This window comes from Paraburkholderia sp. JHI2823, assembly GCF_038900695.1.
Taxonomy (GTDB): domain Bacteria; phylum Pseudomonadota; class Gammaproteobacteria; order Burkholderiales; family Burkholderiaceae; genus Paraburkholderia; species Paraburkholderia mimosarum.
In genome coordinates this window covers 1-4250 of record NZ_JAYMRY010000104.1, presented here as the reverse complement: position 1 = coordinate 4250, position 4250 = coordinate 1, and the positions used below count along the sequence as shown (strand labels likewise).

Genomic DNA, 4250 nt, shown 5'->3' with positions numbered 1-4250 from the left:
CCCTCGCAGCTCGTGGTGGTTTGGAGCCCGCTCCTGCAAGCCGACTCCGAAGGGCCTACCTTCATCTCCAGTAAAGCACCGCAAACGTCGATGCACTGACGTTCGCGTTCTTGGCACACCCCAACAATTTCCCTTGCGGCTCATGCTGCAAACCACGTGATGCTGCTTCAGCAAGGCCTGGTAGTCCTCGCTTGCATACTGGCTGCCCCTGTCCGAATGCAGAACCAGTCCCGGTGCTGGCCGACGCTGTTGCAGCGCCATGGTCAACGCCGACCTGACCAGTTCAGCCGGCATGGTTGGTGCCATTGACCAGCCGACCACCCTGCGCGAGTACAGGTCCAGAACGACTGCCAGATAGAGCCAGCCTTGCCCCGTGCGAATATAAGTGATGTCCGAAACCCACGCGCGATTGGGCTCGGCCACGTCAAACTGCCTATCGAGCACGTTCGGTGCCACCGGTAGCGTATGCCTGCTATCGGTCGTTGAGACGAACTTGCGCTTCCAGCTCGTGCGCAGGCCCGCTTCTCGCATCACCGTCCGCACCCGGTAACGACCGATTCGTAGCCCTTGGTCCCGAAGCGCATGCATCACGCGGCGGCTACCATAGCTCGCGCCGCTCGCGGCGAATGCTGCCTTGACGTGTGTCTGTTCCTGCAGCCGTTTCGCGCTCGGCCCGGCGCTCCTGTGCGCATAGTAGCCAGAGCGGCTCACCTGCAGAAGCCGGCAGGCGTGACTGACCGATACGGCCTCCTGTTGCAAATGAGTTACCACGCGGTAAATCACTTCAGTTCCCGGGCAAAGAAGGCCGATGCTTTTTTTAGCAGCGCGTTGTCCTCACGCAGTTGCCGGTTTTCCGCCTCGAGCTGCCGGATACGCTGCTGCTCAGTCGTCAGCGGCTTGCCCTCGCCGGGGCCACCAGCACGCTCCGCATCGTACTGCGCCACCCAGCGGCGCACGGCTGTCTCAACAAGGTCCATCGACCGGCACACTTCGCTGACCGATAGCCCCTGGTCTCGCACCATCCGTACTACCTCCAGCTTGAAGCTGGCATCAAATTGTCGGCGCCTTCTTGTCATCTTGCTCTTTTCCTCGTCGATTCAGGATTGTCCTCCTATCGACCTGTCCGAGGAAATTAGACCATTACAATATCAATTTTCTTGTTTCTCTCTTGTGCACGCGGCACACTACTACTTCGCGCGTGCGGCGGGCGGTAACCAAGTGGACTCACCAAAGGTTGACAGATTGATTCGTAGTGGATGGCACCTCTTAAATCACTAGGATATCGTATGGCGGTTGAGTTACTGACTTCTCAAAAATGGTTGGACACCATATTACGCCGCGCATCACGACGCGCTTCCTCTTTCTCCTTCGGAAATGGATATGGCAGAACTTGCAAAACTTACCGACGACAACCTTGGCACTGTGCAGGTTTGGGGGTTCCATGGGGAATGTGACGTAACGGACGTCGCAGCGGCTCTTGAGAAGATCGCTGCAGGGCTAAAGGGCGATGGCCATACCATCCCGGGTGAGTAGGCCGGGGGAGTTTCACCCCCAGCCTCTCGCAGGTAGGGTCGAGAACTGGCGCGCGCACGGTAGGCTCCGGTGGTCTCTCCACCGCTTTCGCGGTGGTCCTCAGTCCGGCTGCCATAGTCACGTTTCCAGCTCCCGCCACGTCGAACGCAGCTTGCGGTTTTCCCGCACTACGCTCTCCTGGCTGCTTCACGTCAAGGTTTATGGGACCTATCATGCCGGGCGCGCTTTCGGTGCGACGGTACGGCGGACCCGGTAGCCATTGAACAGCCCCAGTTCCTCATACAGCCAACGCCTACTCCACCGCTTCCAACCGAAGCCCCGTCGGTTCCGGGATCGCCCCATGTGGCGCCGGATCTTCTTTTCCACCCAGTCTCTGATGAAGTTGAAGCACTCGTTGGAGTCCCCGATAGCGAAGTAATGCACCCAGCCCCGCAGCACCGGATTAATCAGTTGGACTACCCGATTGACCGGCTGTGACTGGTATCGCCGGAACACCTCCTTGAGCTTGCGCAGTAACGCCGTACGCTTCTTCAGCTTCGGCGTGTAGTGCGCTCGCCACGCCCGTGTCCCGAAGCTGCGGAGTTGACGGAAGTCAAACCCCAGAAAGCCGAAGCTCTCCTTGCATCTCAGATCCACGGTGCGGCTCTTCTCCTCGTTCACCACGACCTGTAGCCTGTCAAACTCCTCCCGTAGTCGCCTGCTTACCGCCCCCAGCAGCCAGTCATGGCGCGGGTGTGCATCGATCAGCACGACGAGATCATCAGCGAAGCGGGCATACTCGACGTAGGTATACTTCCCGTTGCGCGTGGCTTCTTTCGCCCGCTCCAGCATCCGGTCCACCTCAGTGAGGTAGATGTTACTGAGCAGTGGCGAAATCACCCCGCCTTGCGGAACGCCTTGTTTACCCGATGCCGTCAGCATCAGCTTCAGCAAATGCATGACATCCCGGTCATTGACCCGACGCGCCACCTTTTCGAGCAGCAGATGATGCCGCACGGTGTCAAAGTAGGCACGCAAATCCAGATCTATGACTCGGGTCTTCCACTGAACAATTGCCGTCGCCACTCGCTGCACCGCTTCATGCGCAGTACGCTTTGGGCGATAGCCATACGACCCCGGCTGGAAGTCTGCCTCGAAGATCGGCTCCAGTATGAGCTTGAGCGCACCCTGGACCACACGGTCGCGGATATCGTCCCCGATGCCGATGACGAAGTCCGCGGCGCCGTGCAACTGGTGTTCACGCTGTTTCGCGAAACGGGCAGTGCCTATGCCGTTGTCAGGCGCTTTGCACATTCGGGACTTCGCTTCCCCAGGCGCGCGTACGGCGGCGCCTGGGCAGGCAAGCTCATCTGGGGCCGACTGACGCATTCTCGCGTACTGGGGCTGCTAAAAAATCCCTCCTATGCCGGCACCTATGTCTTCGGCCGCTACCAGTACATCAAGAGCATCACCGCCGACGGCGAGGTGCGCAAGAACACTCGGGCCGTGCCCACCCCGGACTGGCGGGTCCACTTGCCTGATCACCACGAGGGCTACATTACCGTGGAGGAGTTCGAGCAGAACCAGCAACGACTTGCGCGCAACCGTATCGTCCCGGCTGATCGCGGGGCAACATCACTCCCCGGTTTTGATGTCGTCTGAGTACTTTCGACACTTGAACGGCAGTTCACGGTTGTTCGTCTTCCTCGATCCATACCTGACGTCTTTGCGACGCCTTTTCCATGACGCTCACGACCGGGGCTTTTGACCCAAGCCGCTCATGGCGGTTTGCCACCTGCTCCTGCAAGCCGATGGCGAGGGGCCATATCCTCATCTCCTACGCCGCTTGCTGCGGCACACTGATGTCGGGCACCCATGGCTATTGCGGGGCGAGAGTCGGTGCTGTCGCAACACGCGAGCAAAGGTTTGCGGAAGAAGATCGGGCTCTCGCCGATCCCGTGACGGCAGACAACAAGACCATTGTTGTGGCTGTCCACGACTTCAATACGAGCAAGCTGCCGGCTCCCGACCATGTGTCAGCTGCAATGACCAAGCTCAACAAGGACATCGGCAACATCGTGGCAGAGACGCCCGGGACTCCTACATTTCTGCTCGCCTATTGCTGCAGTGCAGGCACGAAGTAGCGGTGATGAGTGCCCCGAGGTTTGGTCTTCAATTCGCCCTCGGGGTCGTACAACCAATCCACTGCCCGCTCAGCCCGAGCCATAATGGATGCTGTTCCGTTGAGGTCAAACACATCCAAAGCTATCGCTCGAAATTGTGGCCGCCTGGAAGAGGCTTATCTAGGTTCGTCGGCTCTTTCTGCGACGAAAGCTCGTAACTATCTCGCCGAATTGCCGCCTGAGCGGACCGATGATTCGCTCCTTGCGCCGACTCCGCATGAACACTACGAGATACTTGCAGTCCCATCTCATGTTGCTAAGGCTTTGTTGATACTCCTTTATCTTGGATTTTTGACCGGACGTTACCCACCACCGAATGTCCTAAAGCTTATAACTTGACTAGCATCCCTGAAAACCTGGCGACTTGCCGCACTGAGTCAGCCAGGTTTCGAAATGAAGCTTACGCCTGCCCCATTGATATTGGGAATTGAGCTTCCCCCGAAATTTCGCCTTCCAGTAGGTCATGTGTAAACTCGACCCGAAGGAAGGAAAGAATCGATGTTCAAAATACCGAAGCAGGCGTACACCGCTGAGTTCAGGACGCTCGCGGTACAG

General features: G+C 58.4%; 4 protein-coding genes and 1 pseudogene. 2 read left to right on the top strand and 3 right to left on the bottom strand.

Translation table 11 applies throughout. The features are described 5' to 3' along the window. Window positions 1–120 precede the first annotated feature (120 nt). Window positions 121–1097, bottom strand: a pseudogene (locus VSR34_RS37515) (IS3 family transposase); the annotation flags it as partial. Window positions 1098–1743: 646 nt separating this feature from the next. Next, window positions 1744–2709, bottom strand: a complete 966-nt coding sequence (locus VSR34_RS37510; RefSeq protein WP_342965126.1) for a reverse transcriptase domain-containing protein — start codon at window positions 2707–2709, stop codon at window positions 1744–1746. On the opposite strand from VSR34_RS37510, the gene VSR34_RS37505 reads away from it, so the two are divergent. Both VSR34_RS37505 and VSR34_RS37500 read left to right on the top strand, forming a co-directional pair. Further along, window positions 2614–3174, top strand: a complete 561-nt coding sequence (locus VSR34_RS37505; RefSeq protein ID WP_342965125.1) for a recombinase family protein — start codon at window positions 2614–2616, stop codon at window positions 3172–3174. The two genes, VSR34_RS37510 and VSR34_RS37505, sit on opposite strands and share 96 nt — an antisense overlap. 80 nt (window positions 3175–3254) lie before the next feature. Next, window positions 3255–3656, top strand: coding sequence for a hypothetical protein (locus VSR34_RS37500; protein WP_342965124.1), 402 nt, complete (start codon window positions 3255–3257; stop codon window positions 3654–3656). A 378-nt stretch (window positions 3657–4034) separates the two neighbouring features. Here the strand turns inward: VSR34_RS37500 and VSR34_RS37495 are convergent. After that, the coding region (locus VSR34_RS37495) for a hypothetical protein (RefSeq protein ID WP_342965123.1) at window positions 4035–4250 on the bottom strand (216 nt) is incomplete at its 5' end.